Consider the following 15,668-nt stretch of genomic DNA (forward strand, 5'->3'; position numbering starts at 1 on the left):
CGCAAATTTACAAAATTTTAACGGATATCACTGAAAAAGCATTTTTGATTTCGTAAAAGACGCTACACTATTGCGTATCTGTACTATTGCTGTTTATGTTAACAGAACATCGTTATCCTGCTGTTTATTTAGGATAATTTAATTTAAAATAGATCCTGTTCTTTGGATTCATCACATTTATTAGTTGGCTTACGTAACTAGTTGGAATATTGCAAATTTGTGATGAAAGCTAGCATTTAGCTACGATGATTTCATCAAACTGTTAACGTGCTACAATTGAACTTGATATATGTCAACGAAGCGTAGTTTTATTAGGTGTCCGGTACGTCTTAGCCTGTTATGTTGCTGTTAAAATGGTTAGGATGACAGCCGTTTTTGACACTGTCGGGTCCAGAGGGAAAGTACCCACGACCAAGCTAATGATGTTGTTGACGTTGATGGAAAGTGCATCAAGAACGCAATTACGTACTTTAGTCATGTTACGCCGATCATGTTAATTTGCGACATGCATCAGGCAGGTCAGGGACTTTTGTACTTCCTGTTTCGATTTAGTTGGCAATTTAGGTAGCAAACATGCAGACCCCGCACATTCTTATCGTTGAAGACGAGTTGGTAACACGCAACACGTTGAAAAGTATTTTCGAAGCGGAAGGCTATGATGTATTCGAAGCGACAGATGGCGCGGAAATGCATCAGATCCTCTCTGAATATGACATCAACCTGGTGATCATGGATATCAATCTGCCAGGGAAAAACGGTCTCCTGTTAGCGCGTGAACTGCGTGAACAGGCTAACGTTGCGCTGATGTTCCTGACGGGCCGCGATAACGAAGTCGACAAAATTCTCGGCCTCGAAATCGGCGCGGATGATTACATCACCAAACCGTTTAACCCACGCGAATTGACCATCCGTGCCCGCAACCTGCTGTCCCGTACCATGAACCTGGGTACCGTCAGCGAAGAGCGTCGTAGCGTTGAAAGCTACAAGTTCAACGGTTGGGAACTGGATATCAACAGTCGTTCACTGATCGGCCCGGACGGCGAGCAGTATAAACTACCGCGCAGCGAGTTCCGCGCGATGCTTCACTTCTGCGAAAACCCTGGCAAAATTCAGTCACGCGCAGAGCTGTTGAAGAAAATGACCGGGCGCGAGCTGAAGCCGCATGACCGTACTGTTGACGTTACCATTCGTCGTATTCGTAAGCATTTCGAATCCACGCCGGATACGCCGGAAATCATCGCCACCATTCACGGCGAAGGTTATCGCTTCTGCGGCGACCTGCAGGATTAATTCGGCCCAGGCGCCAAACCGTAAAAACAGCCGGTAAGTTATTCTTACTGGCTGTTTCTTATGCCCCCCTTCCGCTAAGCGGCCCCGCTTTCCCTCCTGACCTGCCGTTATGACGTACTCTTTTACATAAAAATTGTCGTATAGCGCTGTTTATCTCAGCTTGCGAAAGTTAAGGTAGTTTGTGTATTAACATTAAAGAGTAATACACGGGATTTGTTAGTCCCCAAAAAATAAGGGGATGCTCACAGGACGTGAGGTTTCAAAGGATGAAAAAATCACCATTATGCTGCTACCTGTTTTGTGCAGCGATGTCAGCTTCATCAGCCGCGCTGGCTGCTACCGCGCCGGTCTCCGCAGGCGTTATTCATTTCAAAGGCCAGATTGTCGAATATGGTTGTAATCTTGCGCCTCACGATCGCAATATCGAGGTATCATGTTCGCGGAATAATATCCCCCATTTACAGACAGTCGCCACACCGTCTGGAAACGCTATTTCGTTGATGAATGGAATCGCCACGGTACGGCACGTGTCGTTAAAAGATCATCCGGAGATTCAAAGTCTGATCGTCCAGTACCGCTAACCGCTTATGGCTCCCGCCGGGAGGAGTTCCGGCAGGCGGCGATTTCGCTCAGTAAAACGCCGCCCGCCTGCATTTTGTACTTTTCTCTCATTCGTATCCTACAACAGCGATGTTCATCGCTTCGCTATCCTGTACGCTCTACGCGCTCGTTAAGCACGGTACCTATGATAGCTGTCATAAAATGATTGCAAATAAAATCATCACATTTACTATGGTTAACCTTACAAACAGCGTTGTCGCTCATGCATTGATAAGGTGAATACATTGACTTAAATATTCTTGTTGGCTATTTTAATTTACTTAATTATAATTTTAAGTGAATATTAAATTTATGTTTACCTTTTAATAGTCAACCACTTTATCAGCCATAATAATGGGGAAGATATGAAGCAGTTAAACGGCGGGAATGTGTATCGTCCCACAGGGAAAGAAAAAAACCTGCAAGCCATTTTAAATATTCATCGGCACGTTATTCAAAACATCTCCCCTGTCACTATTACGGCCGGTAAAACACTGGATATCAAGATTGATAATCAATCCCACATCCTGTTAATCACTAAAGGCGCTATTAAAGTATGTCGGCGTATCGACAGCATTGTAATGGGCTGCGGTGTCTCACCAATGATTTTAGGCCTTGTAGATGCCTATGCTGACTTATACCAGTTAGAAGAGAATTCAGACGTGTTTTTTATCGCCGAAACCACCTGTGAATATTATCCTGTCCCAGTAAAAGATTTTGTGGAAATAGCTGATGAAAAGCATCTCTGGCGTGACATTTCGAACATCCTGATGTACCGCATTGCTTTCATGACTAACCGTGACAGAAACCTTATCGGGCAGGACGCCTATAGCCAGATAAAAGCGCTGTTACTTGAACTGTGGTCGTATCCTGAAAGCTCACGATTTGAGATCAACGCACAGAACTTCATACAGCAGAGAACCGGGCTTTCACGCAGCCGTATCATGCAGGTACTTTCAGAACTAAAAGCGGGGGACTATATAAAAATACTGCATGGAAGACTGTTAGAGCTTCGAAACCTGCCAGTTTCATTTTAAACGGACAAGCATCGTATATTCTTAAAAATAAAGCAATATAGAGTTAAATAAATCCTCCAGGAAATAATAACTATTATCAAAAAAGAGATCTTGCTCTATAAATCCAGTCATCAACCATACTTCTTTAGTGGTATTTTATTAAACTTTGTTACCGGGTCCGAAACTGGACTGCCGTTCAATATTGCATCAGAATTTTTATTGAGTTCATAGTTGATATACGTAGAATAGCCGCCTGCTTATCTACAGAACAGAAAGAAGCGCATACAGAGTAAAATATAATATTTTATTTTATATAGCTATCTTTATTTTTCAGCGAATAGAATCAGGCAACAATTAATATGTTTAATAAGAAAATTATCATCCTGGCAATGTTAACTGCCGTAGCATCCACACCGGTATTTGCCCAGAACACGATTACGTTCAATGGCAAAATTTACGATCAGGCGTGTACGGTTCAGGTTAATGGCTCCACGGATACCACCATTGATTTAGGTAATTACAGCAAAGAACGCATCGCGGAAAAAGGCGCCACAACCGATTACGTGCCGTTTACCGTAAGCCTGGTTAGCTGCCCGGAAGCAGGGACTGGCGTACCGACCCAGGCCATGTTCCGCTTCCACGGCGCAACAGATGATTCCAACCCAACGTACTTCAAAAACGCGGACGAAGGATCGGAAACGGGCGCCGCGGGTGTCGGTATTTCTATTCAGAACGCTTCACATAGCGATGTGACAGATAACACGGATGATGCCGCAGTAAACCTGCCAACCGACGGATCGACAGCAGCCTTTACCTATTACGCCGCCATGGCAAACGATGGTTCCGCAACCGTAACCGGTGGAGATGTTAGCACTCAGGTTACGTATACCGTTTCGTATCAGTAAGGCATTCTCATCCTGATATGGACAGGCAGGATGCCAGTCCATAGCGTAAAACATCTTTACAGAGTAAAAAATGAAACACATAAAGAAATCCGTGTTGGTCGTATTACTGACAAGCCATGTTGCCCATGCCAGCATTGTTGTTGGCGGAACCCGACTGGTTTTCGACGGCAATAATGATGAGTCGTCAATCAATGTAGAGAATAAAGACAGCAAAGCGAATCTTGTTCAGTCATGGTTATCGGTTGCCGATCCCCAGGTCACAAATAAGCAGGCGTTTATTATCACCCCGCCTCTTTTTCGCCTTGATGCCGGGCAAAAGAACAGTATTCGGGTTATTCGCTCTGGCGCCCCCCTACCTGCAGATCGGGAGTCTATGTACTGGCTCAATATTAAGGGTATTCCTTCTATTGATGATAATGCCTCCGCGAACCGCGTGGAAATCTCCATTAATACCCAAATAAAGCTTATATATCGACCGCCAGCATTAACAAAATCAACGCCTGATAGCCAGAGCCAACAATTAAAATGGCAGACGGCAGGTGATGTTATTACCGTAAATAACCCCACTCCCTATTATATGAACTTTGCCAGTGTGACGCTTAACAGCCATGAAGTGAAATCAGCGACCTTCGTTCCGCCAAAATCATCAGCGTCATTTAAATTGGGTTCTACTGCCGCCCCTCATGGCACGGTAACGTGGCGATTAATCAGCGATTATGGGATGAGTTTAGAGCCGCATTCCGGTTCATTCTAGCCATTAACGACTTCACTTTACTTTTACCCTTTCAGGACTTTTACTGTGCAATTCTCCAGAGTAGAGCCCCGTTCTCAATTAGCGTTATCGTTTCTCTTTATATGCTGTTCCATAAAACCAGCGTTAGCGCATGATCATTTTAATCCATTATCGTTGGAAAATGATGAACCGGGCGTGGAGAATGTCGATCTATCGGTTTTCGAAAAGGGGGGGCAGGCAGAAGGCACCTATAATGTTGATATTTATATTAATAACACCAGTGTTGAAACAAAAAATATTGCCTTTAAAAATAAAAAATCAGCAGATAATAAGCTCTCCCTACAGCCGTGTCTTAGCGTTGAACAACTCAAGCAGTGGGGCGTAAAAACAGAAAACTTCCCCGAGCTTAAAAATGACCCAAACGGGTGTACCGATCTTAGTCTGCTGGCTGGCGCTGTAGCAAAGTTTAATGTCATCGGTAACCGGCTGGATTTAGCGATCCCTCAAATCGCGTTGATCGCCGACCCGCGAGAATTCGTCCCTACCAGCGAATGGGATGAAGGCATTAATGCTTTTTTGCTGAACTACAGTTTTACCGGATCGCAGGATCACGATATTGATGAAAACCGGACGGAAAATAGCGAATACGCTAACCTGCGCCCTGGTATTAACATTGGCGCATGGCGTTTTCGTAACTACTCAACCTGGAATCATGATAGCGATGGGCAAAATAGCTGGGATTCTGCCTACACCTATGTTTCTCGCGATATCGAATTTTTAAAAGGACAGCTGATCGCCGGGGAAAATAACACGCCCGCGGACGTCTTTGACAGTATTTCATTTAAGGGCGTACAGATCTCTTCTGATGATGATATGTTGCCGGACAGTATGAAAGGGTTCGCCCCGGTCATTCGCGGGGTGGCCAAAAGCAGCGCGCAGGTAACCGTTGAACAAAACGGTTATACCATCTACAAAACTAACGTTCCGGCGGGTCCATTCGCCATCAATGATCTTTATCCAACCGGCGGTTCGGGCGACCTGTACGTCACCATCAAAGAATCCGATGGTTCTGAACAGCATTTCATTGTGCCCTACGCCAGCGTTCCGGTCTTACAGCGTGAAGGCCACCTGAAATACGACCTGACGGTAGGCCGCACGCGTTCATCAGATACGCATTCCGCACAACAAAATTTCGCAGAACTGACGGCCTTATACGGATTAGCAGGCGGCATAACCGCCTATGGCGGAATAGAGAGTACGCTGAGCAATGATGTTTATCATGCGGCGCTCATCGGGACAGGCTTAAACCTTGGCGATCTGGGCGCATTGTCTTTAGACGTCACCAACTCATGGTCAAAAATTAAAGCAGGCGATGTGGTTAGCGATACGCTTACCGGACAATCCTGGCGTATTCGTTACAGCAAAGATATTCAGTCAACAGGCACCAATTTCACTGTCGCCGGCTACCGTTATTCGACCAAAGATTACTACGCTCTTGAGGATGTGCTGGATACCTATAGCGATAATAGTCACTATGATCATGTACGTAATCGCACCGACCTGTCGTTATCGCAAGACATTATCTACGGTTCCATTTCACTCACTTTATATAATGAAGATTACTGGAATGACACTCATACCACATCATTAGGTATTGGCTATAACAACACATGGCATAACGTAAGCTATGGCATTAACTATTCTTATACGCTGAACGCCGATAATTCTCAGGATGAAGACGACGATACGGAAGACAGTAATGACCAGCAAATTTCAATCAATATTAGTATTCCGTTAGATGCCTTTATGCCGTCAACGTATGCCACCTACAATATGAACTCCGCGAAAGACGGCGATACCACGCATACTGTCGGTTTAAACGGAACAGCGCTGGCACAGAAAAATCTCTCATGGAGCGTTCAGGAAGGTTATTCCTCTCAAGAGAAAGCCACCAGCGGTAATGTGAGCGCAACCTATAACGGGACGTATGCGGATATTAACGGCGGATATAGCTACGATAATCATATGCGTCGCCTGAATTATGGCGTTCAGGGCGGCGTACTACTACATCGAAATGGCCTGACACTATCCCAGCCAATGGACGACACCATCATATTGGTTAAAGCCCCTGGCGCAGCGGGTGTCCCCGTGAATAACGAAACGGGCGTGGACACCGATTTTCGCGGGTATGCCGTCGTACCTTATGCTTCGCCTTACCATCGTAATGAAGTGTCTTTAGATACGACGGGCATTAGAAAAAATATTGAGCTCATTGATACCAGTAAAACGCTGGTGCCTACCCGTGGCGCGGTGGTCAGGGCTGAATATAAAACCAATATTGGTTACAAGGCATTGATGGTATTAACCCGCATAAACAATCTGCCTGTTCCTTTTGGCGCGACCGTCTCGTCTTTAACAAAACCAGACAATCACAGCAGTTTTGTTGGTGATGCGGGGCAGGCCTGGTTAACCGGACTGGAAAAACAAGGGCGGTTATTAGTGAAGTGGGGACCAACAGCAGCAGACCGGTGTCAGGTCTCTTACCGTATACCGAGCTCCCCCTCCGCTTCTGGCGTAGAAATCTTACACGAGCAATGCCAGTGATTCTGGTGGGATAAAAGATGAATATGAACAGATTTGCTGCATTAGCCGCCCTGTTAACGTTCACGGGTCTGGCATTATGGTCGCCCTCGATCAGCGCGGCATACAATACCGCAGATGCCGTAGACATTAACGTTACGGGATTAATTTATGCCGATCCGTGTACCGTGACGGTACCTGACACGATCTCTCTTGGACAATATGCCCGGGCGGATATCGCCGTGGCCGGTGGCAATACCGCCACCATTCCTTTCACCATAAAAATGACGAATTGCCCGGCAACGACCACAAAAGCCGCGATTTCATTTAACGGCGTACCTTATCCCGATCCAAATTATGCTTCTGCGATTTATGCAAACAGCGCGGCCAATCCGGCGCAGGATTTAGGATTACAGCTTTTTAACCTGGACGGTAAAAGTCTGGTCAATCTGGCCAACAACGTCACTTACACGGTGGATATCAACAGTAATACCCATGAAGCCAATTTGCCTGTCGCCGCAAGGATGTATACCCCGTATGGAAAAGTCACGGCAGGGGATTTCACGTCCGTTGTGACGATCACTATCGCATGGCAATAACATCTTTCTATTTCACCTGGTATAAAAGCAGGAATTTTTCATGAGAAGGTTATATCTGGCGCTTATTCTGCTGTTCGCGTACTCCAGTCATGGTTACGCTTCCTGTAAACGTTCCGGTAATGAAGGCGCGATCACTATCACCCCGCCGTCGCAGCTTGTGGTGGATAGCCACGCCTATACCGCAGGCGAGGTGTTGTGGCAATCGGGCTGGGTTTCCACCTCCGAAGTCACAATGGATGGCTGTAGTCGCGATTATAAGGTCGGTTTTTTATATGAACCCGGTAGCGCGCAGTCAAATGCATCAGCGACAATCAATGCGAATGACGGGAACAACACGCCGGTATTTAGCACCGGCATTTCCGGCGTGGGCATTGCGATTAAAACCCAAACGAATGCTGGCCCTTACGATAATGTCATGCCAATCGATAATACCTACCATAATGGCGATGGCAATAAAACACACCATGCGATGGCTCCCGCCTACAATGTTGAACTGGTCGCCTTAGGCGGTCCGATCACCTCCGGTACCGCGACATTCCAAAGCCCACTGGCGCGCGTATCTTTTCGCGATAGCGCAACGGAAGACTCCGGCGGCGATATCCTGACTCATCTGTATTTGGGGAATACGCAATTGATTATGAAAGCGATGGGATGTCGGGTAGAAACACCTGCCATCACCGTGGATTTAGGCAGCGTCAATTTAGGCAGTTTCGCTAACAGTCAAACCGCGGGCACAGGCGAGCAGGATATCTTATTGACCTGCGAACAAGGCACCGCTATTTCCGCATCGTTAAGCGCCCAACCGGCCAGCGGAAATAACCCTGATAATTCAGTCATCCAGTTGAGCAATGCAAGCGCGCCAACCAGCGCAACCGGCGTTGGCGTACAGTTGGGTATTCAGGCGCCGGACGCCGGTTTCTTTACCGACAGTTTGCCAATCAATCAAAAAATTGATCTCTTTACTCACACGATTACCACCAATGCCGATGGCAGCCAGACGGTTAACGGCGGAACCATGAATATGTCGACCACCCTGAAAATTAGCGCGCGCTACTATAAAACCGCCGCCACGGTAACGGCCGGGCAAGCGAATGCCACGGCAACATTAAACCTGACCTATAACTAACGGCATCACAGTTTCTGGCGCTGCGCGGGAAAACGTTAACGCGCGCGCCCGTTAGATTTATTTCCACAAACGTAATTCGTCATCTTTTACTGGCGGTAATGACTTACGTTGCTGACAAGAGAGCGAATACCAGTCCAGATGGCGCGTCAGGAACATCACGCCGCCAAGCGCCAGTAGCAGAACGCCGGTACCCAGAAGCAACGAGCTATCTTCCGAACGCAGCAATCCCCACATCACGCCATCCAGCGCCAATAACGCTAGCGTAAACAGTACGCTATTGCGCCATCCTTTCAGCACCGCCTGCAAATAAACGCTATTCATCAACGCGCCCACCAGGCTTGCGGCGATCCAGGCTGGCGTGAAACCGATATGTTCCGACAGTGCCAGCAACAGCAGGTAGAACATCACCAGCGATAACCCCACCAGCAGATACTGCATCGGGTGTAACCGCTGCCCCGTCAGGGTTTCGAAGACAAAGAAAGCCATAAACGTTAGCGTAATCAACAAAATGGCATATTTCGTCGCTCTGTCCGTCAGTTGATACTGATCGGCTGGCGTCGATACAGCGACGCTAAACGCCGGTAAGTTGTCCCAATCCACCTTTTGCGCATCAGCAAACTGTTCGCCGAGATTCGTGGCAAACCGGCTGGTTTGCCACTGGGCCTGAAATCCTGAACCGCTGATTTCGCGTTTACCGGGAAGAAAATCCCCCACAAAATTTGGGTGCGGCCAGTTACTGGTCAGGGTCATTTCACTGCTACGCCCGACGGGAACCAGTGAAAAGCTGCCGGTTCCGCTTAAATTTAACGACATCGCCAACGTCAGGTTGCGCGTCGCCCACTGACTGTCCGGCAGCGGGATATGAATGCCCTCTCTACTTTCCGGTAAGCCGGTCCCCGGTTCTACAGTGAGCGTTTCACCATTGACCTGCGGCGCTTTTACTGCGCTGATACCGCGCGCATCGCCGACGCCTACGACGATAAAGGGCTTTCCAAGGGTAATGTTCGGTCTGTTCAGCTCATGCAGACGGGCCACATCAAACTCCGCCTTTATCGCCATATCGGTATGCCACACCTGCCCCTGATAAATACCTATTTTTCGCGCTTCAACGTTTTGATTGCCTTCGACCAATAGCGACTCCGGCAGCCAAAAATAGAGATAACTGCGCTTATACTGGACCTCTTTCTCCTCTTCCAGCACGGTATAGAGCTCTGTCACCGGAACCGCCACCAGCGGGCCGACAACCTTTTGTGGGCCGCTGGTACTCTGACGAATAGCGGCTTCTACATGGCTTCGATAATCAGCACGTTCCACGATGGTGTGCCGTACCATCATCAGGGGAATTAACAGCAGAATCATGGCGCCGCCTAACGTAATCATTTTCCACAACAGGGGGGATTTCAACATAGCGTTCTCCTTTGCAATGCCAGCAGTGTAAGAACGCGATGTGGGGAGAATTTGAAGTTATGTGAAGTAACGGTGAAGTGTCAACGAGGCCAGCACGCCGCCTTCGGGACGGTTGCACAACGTCACCTCACCGTTGAGGAGCCGCGCTGCCTCGCTGACAAACGCCAGCCCAAGCCCGCTGCTTTTACGCCCGTTTTCACGGGGCAACGAATAGAATCGGTCGAAAATGCGCGGCAGCGCAAAATCAGGAATACCACAGCCGGAATCCGTCACCTGCAGGATCGCTTTCTCCCCCATCGGCTGAGCGCTTAATGTGATAACGCCATTTTCAGGCGTAAAGTCGATGGCATTGTCCAACACATTGCCCAGCGCCTGCGCCAGAAGCTCCGCGTCGGCGACGACAACCAGCGAGGAAGGCCGTAGAGTAAGGGTGATCTTTTTTGCCGCCAACTGAATACTGCGCGCCTCGCTAAGCTGCGTAAATAGCTCATCAACAGCAACCGGCGCGAGAGGGATATCCTGCCGGTTTTCCAGCCGCGCCTGGCGCAGCAGGGTCTCTACCAGCGCCTGCATTCGCGTATTTTGCGCCAGTATATTCTCTGTAAAGCGGGTAACCACATCCGCGGGCGGTCCTTCACGCAGAATCTCCGCCGCGCCGCGTATCGCCGCCAGCGGACTTTTCAGCTCATGAGTCAACGCATACACGTACTGCTCAATGTCATTCTTGCCTTCCAGCTTAATGCGCATACTCTCCAGCGCCTGCGCCAGTTTACGCAGCTCGCTGCTGCCTAATGCAGGTAACGCAAGCGGGCGGTTTTCGGTGACGGAATCCGCATAGCGCGTCAACCGGGCGATGGAGCGGTTAATCCACCAGACCATCCCCGCGCCAATCGCCAGCGCAATTCCCAGTAAAACGGCGCTGGCCCACAGAATGCGCCGTTCGCTGCGCTTAATCACCGGCGCCATTGCCGCATTCGGTTTACCGACAGACAGGACGCCGATAATCCGTCCATCGCTGATTATCGGCGCGGCTACGTACATCACGGTGCTATTGGGATCGGCAGCATCTTTTGCCGTGCTGCGGGCGCCATACTGTCCGCGCAGCGTAAGCCAGACGTCATTCCAGCGAGAATAATCCTGCCCCACCGCTTTGTTTTCCGAATCAAACAACACCTTCCCCTGCGCATCCGTCATGTAGACATGGTATTCATTGCGCACTTTGACGATCCCGCTGATATTGGCGCGAAACGGGCGATGTTGCAGCTGGGCGAATGCCTTCGCCAACTGGCCGTCAGTCGGGTTGCCGGAAAGGAGATCGTCGCGGGCCAGCGCCGCCAGCAGCGTTGCGGTGTCAATCAGCGTCCCTTCCGTCGCGCGGCGGACGCCCGGCTTTATCTCCTGAACGAAGATAGACAGCACAAACACGGCGGCGACGGCGACAATAAGAAAGTAGCCCAGCAGCAAACGCATTCCGATGCGCATCAGACGCTCCTCAGGCTGTATCCCATTCCACGATGCGTGTTAATTGGCGAGAGATCCGGGTTGATCGCGCGTAGTTTAGCGCGCAGGGTTTTGATGTGTGTATCGACCGTCCGATCGAAGGTCTCCTGGGCATCAGACCAGACAATATCCATCAATTGCTGGCGCGAGTACACGCGCTCCGGCGACAGCAGCAGGGTTTTAAGAAGCAGAAACTCATAACGCGTCAGCGAGAGCGGCGTACCAAACCAGGCGATCTGCGCCGCCGGTTCATTGAGTTCAAAATGTCCGGTACGCACCACCGGCGACGGCGCAGCAAACTTTTTCACCCGGCGCAGCAGCGTGCGCACGCGGGCGCTCACTTCGCGCGGCGAGAACGGCTTGGCGACATAATCATCTGCGCCGATCTCCAGACCAAGCAATCGATCCACTTCATCGCTACGGGCAGTCAGGAAAAGAATCGGCAGCGCAGGATGGCGTTCCAGCAACTGCCGACACAGCTCAAAGCCGCTGATATCCGGTAGTCCCACATCGAGAATCACCGCATCCGGCCGTTGCTGACGCGCTTTTTCCAGCGCGGGCAGCCCGCGAGCGAATAGCTCAACGGTAAACCCTTCCAGTTGCAGGGTGTAGATGAGCGTATCGGCGATTCCCTGTTCATCCTCGACTAACCAGACCTGCGGTTGCTGCATACTCTTTCCCTGTTATTGTCGCCACGGCATGACCGGCACCGCGCTGATGGCGTTCTTCGGCGACCCGTCGACCACTTTGTCGGAATAGGCCAGATACGCCAGCGTGTTGCGTTTCTCATCATAGAAACGCACGACCTGCAATGACTTAAATATCAATGAGGTGCGTTTTTTGAAAACCACCTCTCCCTGCGCCTTGCCGTTCTTAATTTTGTCGCTCAGTTCAATAGGCCCGACCTGCTGACAAGAGATGGCGGCGTCAGACGTATCTTCCGCCAGCCCCAATCCGCCTTTTATGCCGCCCGTTTTCGCCCGGCTAACATAGCACGTCACGTTTTTGACATCAGGATCGTCAAAAGCTTCCACCACGATTTTATGGTCAGGACCGAACATTTTAAATACCGTATCGACTGAACCAATTTGTTCCGCGCGGGCGCTCTGCCCCAGCAGCAACAAAATTGAGAAAAGTACTAAGCTCTTGTATTTCATATTGTTACCATTCATAAAAGTTACATTGCGTAATTATTAGACATTCTAAAATAAAATGGTTATAGATCACAGGATTAGAATAATTACCTGTCACGTTGCCTAAAAAAAGCATTTAAGCTCAAAAAAAACACTGAATGCTAAAAGAACAAAAAATGCTATTATCCTCTTACCTGATATCGGGTGCTCGTTGTTGAAAGGATGGGGATATTTTATGGATCAGGCTGGCATAATTCGCGACCTGTTAATCTGGCTGGAAGGTCATCTGGATCAGCCGCTGTCACTTGACAATGTGGCGGCAAAAGCAGGCTATTCCAAGTGGCACCTGCAGAGAATGTTTAAGGACGTGACGGGCCACGCCATTGGCGCTTACATCCGCGCCCGTCGTTTATCGAAATCAGCAGTGGCGCTGCGTTTGACCGCGCGTCCAATTCTGGATATTGCTCTTCAGTACCGCTTCGATTCTCAGCAAACCTTTACGCGCGCCTTTAAGAAACAGTTTTCCCAGACGCCAGCGCTGTATCGTCGCTCCTCGGAATGGAGCGCCTTTGGCATTCGCCCGCCATTACGGCTGGGCGAGTTTACCGTGCCGGAACATCAGTTCGTTACGCTGGAAGATACGCCGCTCCTTGGCGTCACGCAGAGCTATTCCTGCTCGCTGGAACAGATTTCCGACTTCCGCCACGAAATGCGCGTGCAATTCTGGCATGATTTCCTCGGTCATTCGCCAACTATTCCGCCAGTGCTTTATGGGCTTAATGAAACGCGCCCCAGCATGGAGAAAGACGATGAGCAGGAAGTATTCTATACCACCGCACTGCCGCAAGAGCAGGCCGATGGCTATGTTCAGTCGGCGCATCCTGTGCTGTTGCAGGGCGGTGAATACGTCATGTTCACCTATGAAGGGTTAGGAACCGGCGTGCAGGATTTTATCCTGACCGTTTACGGCACCTGTATGCCAATGCTGAATCTGACCCGTCGTAAAGGACAGGATATAGAGCGATACTACCCGTCAGAAGATACCAAAACCGGCGATCGCCCTATCAACCTGCGCTGCGAATTTCTGATCCCGATTCGCCGTTAACGCTGTAGCTCATCCAATGCAGGGGCGTCCAGATGCGAAACGTCCCCTGCGGTTTCTACCACCCACCCAGACGCCAGCCACTGACTTTCCTGGTAATCGATGCGGGAAATAGAGCAGTTGCGCAAACGTAACCGGCGTTCCGCCCAGGCGGGTAGTCCCAGTATAGTACTGACCAGACAGCCCAACGCGATACCGTGACTGACCAATAAAGGTCGGCTGCCCTGCGGTAGCTCCAGACAGGACGCCAGCGCGGCATGAACGCGATCGCTCAACTCCTGCATCGATTCTCCGCCGGGAATGCGGCCATCCTGCGTGCCGTTGACTAACTGACGACGCCAGCCCTCTTCTTCTTCCGTCAGCGAATCGATCTGGCGCTTTTCCAGCACGCCCATATCCAGCTCGCGCAGGCGGGAGTCAAAGGTGATATCACACCCGCACGCCTGGGCGATAATCTCCGCCGTGCGTTTTGTGCGGCCTAAATCGCTGCTGATGATATGGGTGATGCCGAGGCTGCGGGCGCGTTCTCCTACCTGCATGGCCTGCTGCTCGCCTTTTGCTGTCAGGGGACTGTCCGATTGGCCCTGAATACGTCGCTCGGCGTTCCACTGCGTTTCACCGTGGCGAACAAGGTATACCTGTAACATGTTTTTTTTCCGTTATACTGCGATAAATTTTTAAAACTGAGCTTAATTATGCACCAGGTTATCTCTGCGACCACCAATCCTGCCAAAATTCAGGCAATTCTACAGGCATTTGAAGAGATTTTCGGCGAAGGATCGTGCCATATTACGCCCGTCGCCGTCGAGAGCGGCGTACCGGAGCAGCCCTTCGGAAGCGAGGAAACGCGTGCTGGCGCACGAAATCGCGTGGATAATGCGCGACGCCTGCATCCACAAGCTGATTTCTGGGTAGCCATTGAAGCCGGAATTGACGATGACGCCACCTTCAGTTGGGTGGTAATTGATAACGGCGTTCAGCGCGGTGAAGCGCGATCGGCCACGCTGCCGCTGCCCGCCGTCATTCTCGACAGAGTCCGCCAGGGAGAAGCGCTTGGCCCGGTGATGTCCCACTATACCGGTATTGACGAGATTGGTCGCAAAGAGGGCGCCATTGGCGTATTTACCGCCGGAAAATTAACGCGCTCCAGCGTTTACTACCAGGCGGTGATCCTGGCGCTCAGCCCGTTTCATAACGCGGTGTATCGATAATTATTTGCGCTATGTTGTAGGCCTGATAAGCACAGCGCCATCAGGCATTTCGCGGCGATGTTGCCGGATGGCCGCTTCGCCTTATCCGGCCTACGAGCAAATCAGGCGCTTTTCAGCAGTATCTGCTCAAGCCAATGACGCAGTTCAACCGGCGCGGATTTCAGGCTGTTTGACCCGCGCGTGATGGTGGCGATGCCCGCCCCCAGCTCGGTTTTCAACTCGCGCTGGCTCATTTCGCCACGCAACAACTCCTCAATAATGCGCACGCGCGTTCCCAGCGCTTCACGCTCGTCCGGCGTAAGCATCAGTTGTAATAAAGGCAGATGCAGATCCTCTGCATATGCCTGACGGAGTAACTCCACAAAACGAAGCCACTCCTGATTACGTTGTTCGGCGATAGCCGATGAATAAGGGGAATGCTGGGTCATGTTATACCGCCGTTTGTACTGTTACACGAGTACAAATG

At 50.1% G+C, this 15,668-nt stretch carries 17 protein-coding genes; 10 read left to right on the forward strand and 7 right to left on the reverse strand.

Annotated elements, in window-relative coordinates; genetic code table 11:
• Nucleotides 1–337 precede the first annotated feature (337 nt).
• On the reverse strand, nucleotides 338–478 hold the full coding sequence (gene yjjY / locus QEN32_RS18620; protein ID WP_001541509.1) for a protein YjjY: 141 nt from the start codon (nucleotides 476–478) through the stop codon (nucleotides 338–340).
• Between the two features lie 95 nt (nucleotides 479–573).
• Here yjjY and arcA point away from each other — a divergent pair, with 95 nt between their 5' ends.
• The 8 genes from arcA to sthE all read left to right on the forward strand — a co-directional run bounded on the left by arcA (nucleotide 574) and on the right by sthE (nucleotide 8,849).
• Entirely contained in the window at nucleotides 574–1,290 is a 717-nt protein-coding gene (arcA, locus tag QEN32_RS18625; RefSeq protein WP_001194359.1) for a two-component system response regulator ArcA, read from the forward strand.
• A gap of 266 nt (nucleotides 1,291–1,556) precedes the next feature.
• A complete protein-coding gene (locus QEN32_RS18630; protein WP_000749516.1) occupies nucleotides 1,557–1,871 on the forward strand; it encodes a hypothetical protein in 315 nt (104 codons plus the stop codon).
• 384 nt (nucleotides 1,872–2,255) lie between these two features.
• The gene (locus tag QEN32_RS18635) at nucleotides 2,256–2,927 is read left to right on the forward strand and encodes a winged helix-turn-helix transcriptional regulator (protein WP_000811635.1); all 672 of its coding nucleotides are present in this window, start codon (nucleotides 2,256–2,258) and stop codon (nucleotides 2,925–2,927) included.
• Between the two features lie 338 nt (nucleotides 2,928–3,265).
• Nucleotides 3,266–3,811, forward strand: a complete 546-nt coding sequence (locus tag QEN32_RS18640; RefSeq protein ID WP_000482238.1) for a fimbrial protein — start codon at nucleotides 3,266–3,268, stop codon at nucleotides 3,809–3,811.
• Between the two features lie 70 nt (nucleotides 3,812–3,881).
• Nucleotides 3,882–4,565, forward strand: coding sequence for a fimbrial biogenesis chaperone SthA (sthA, locus tag QEN32_RS18645; RefSeq protein WP_000680522.1), 684 nt, complete (start codon nucleotides 3,882–3,884; stop codon nucleotides 4,563–4,565).
• A gap of 45 nt (nucleotides 4,566–4,610) precedes the next feature.
• Nucleotides 4,611–7,148 (forward strand): fimbrial outer membrane usher protein, encoded by a 2,538-nt coding sequence (locus QEN32_RS18650; RefSeq protein ID WP_001160707.1) that lies wholly within the window; start codon nucleotides 4,611–4,613, stop codon nucleotides 7,146–7,148.
• Between the two features lie 17 nt (nucleotides 7,149–7,165).
• On the forward strand, nucleotides 7,166–7,723 hold the full coding sequence (locus QEN32_RS18655; RefSeq protein WP_001056980.1) for a fimbrial protein: 558 nt from the start codon (nucleotides 7,166–7,168) through the stop codon (nucleotides 7,721–7,723).
• A 40-nt stretch (nucleotides 7,724–7,763) separates the two neighbouring features.
• Nucleotides 7,764–8,849: a fimbrial major subunit SthE gene (gene sthE, locus QEN32_RS18660; protein WP_023138572.1), complete on the forward strand. Its 1,086-nt coding sequence runs from the start codon at nucleotides 7,764–7,766 to the stop codon at nucleotides 8,847–8,849.
• A gap of 57 nt (nucleotides 8,850–8,906) precedes the next feature.
• Here the strand turns inward: sthE and creD are convergent, their stop codons facing one another.
• Genes creD through creA form a run of 4 tightly spaced genes read right to left on the reverse strand, consistent with a single transcriptional unit; the run spans nucleotide 8,907 to nucleotide 12,913 of the window.
• A complete protein-coding gene (gene creD, locus QEN32_RS18665; protein ID WP_000920383.1) occupies nucleotides 8,907–10,256 on the reverse strand; it encodes a cell envelope integrity protein CreD in 1,350 nt (449 codons plus the stop codon).
• Nucleotides 10,257–10,313: 57 nt separating this feature from the next.
• On the reverse strand, nucleotides 10,314–11,738 hold the full coding sequence (gene creC / locus QEN32_RS18670; protein WP_265322020.1) for a two-component system sensor histidine kinase CreC: 1,425 nt from the start codon (nucleotides 11,736–11,738) through the stop codon (nucleotides 10,314–10,316).
• Nucleotides 11,738–12,427, reverse strand: a complete 690-nt coding sequence (gene creB, locus QEN32_RS18675; RefSeq protein WP_001187046.1) for a two-component system response regulator CreB — start codon at nucleotides 12,425–12,427, stop codon at nucleotides 11,738–11,740. The genes creC and creB overlap by 1 nt, the downstream gene beginning before the upstream one ends.
• Before the next feature lie 12 nt (nucleotides 12,428–12,439).
• Nucleotides 12,440–12,913: a protein CreA gene (creA, locus tag QEN32_RS18680; RefSeq protein ID WP_000875811.1), complete on the reverse strand. Its 474-nt coding sequence runs from the start codon at nucleotides 12,911–12,913 to the stop codon at nucleotides 12,440–12,442.
• A gap of 211 nt (nucleotides 12,914–13,124) precedes the next feature.
• Here creA and robA point away from each other — a divergent pair, with 211 nt between their 5' ends.
• Nucleotides 13,125–13,994: an MDR efflux pump AcrAB transcriptional activator RobA gene (gene robA / locus QEN32_RS18685; protein ID WP_000371685.1), complete on the forward strand. Its 870-nt coding sequence runs from the start codon at nucleotides 13,125–13,127 to the stop codon at nucleotides 13,992–13,994.
• On the opposite strand, the gene gpmB is transcribed toward robA, so the two are convergent.
• Complete coding sequence (gene gpmB / locus QEN32_RS18690) at nucleotides 13,991–14,638, reverse strand: 2,3-diphosphoglycerate-dependent phosphoglycerate mutase GpmB (RefSeq protein WP_000942363.1); 648 nt, start codon at nucleotides 14,636–14,638, stop codon at nucleotides 13,991–13,993. The genes robA and gpmB overlap by 4 nt on opposite strands.
• 48 nt (nucleotides 14,639–14,686) lie before the next feature.
• Here gpmB and yjjX point away from each other — a divergent pair, with 48 nt between their 5' ends.
• Nucleotides 14,687–15,202, forward strand: coding sequence for an inosine/xanthosine triphosphatase (yjjX, locus tag QEN32_RS18695; RefSeq protein ID WP_000554310.1), 516 nt, complete (start codon nucleotides 14,687–14,689; stop codon nucleotides 15,200–15,202).
• 101 nt (nucleotides 15,203–15,303) lie between these two features.
• On the opposite strand, the gene trpR is transcribed toward yjjX, so the two are convergent.
• Complete coding sequence (gene trpR, locus QEN32_RS18700; protein WP_000192005.1) at nucleotides 15,304–15,630, reverse strand: trp operon repressor; 327 nt, start codon at nucleotides 15,628–15,630, stop codon at nucleotides 15,304–15,306.
• Nucleotides 15,631–15,668 lie beyond the last annotated feature (38 nt).

The organism is Salmonella sp. SA14318, assembly GCF_029866905.1.
Lineage (GTDB): Bacteria > Pseudomonadota > Gammaproteobacteria > Enterobacterales > Enterobacteriaceae > Salmonella > Salmonella enterica.